At 41.5% G+C, this 248-nt stretch carries 1 protein-coding gene; it reads left to right on the forward strand.

The window, feature by feature from the left end:
• On the forward strand, positions 1–248 hold a 248-nt coding region (gene argS, locus AAEY62_RS23935), incomplete at both ends, for an arginine--tRNA ligase domain-containing protein (protein WP_350636962.1).

Genomic DNA, 248 nt, shown 5'->3' on the forward strand with positions numbered 1-248 from the left:
GGTTGTATTTTTAGATGAACTAGCAAACAAAGATGGCGAACCATCGGCATTTATTGTACAAAAATCGGGTGGCGGCTTTTTATATGCAACTACAGATTTAGCCGCATGTGATTACCGCTCAAATAAGTTGGGTGCCGATCGTATCTTAATTTTTGTTGATGCGCGCCAAAGCCTGCACTTTAACCAAGTAGAGCTTACAGCACGTAAAGCTGGTTTTTTACGCGATGAAACTAGCTATGAGTTTTGCC

The organism is Pseudoalteromonas sp. GW168-MNA-CIBAN-0100 (assembly GCF_040309225.1).
Lineage (GTDB): Bacteria > Pseudomonadota > Gammaproteobacteria > Enterobacterales > Alteromonadaceae > Pseudoalteromonas > Pseudoalteromonas arctica.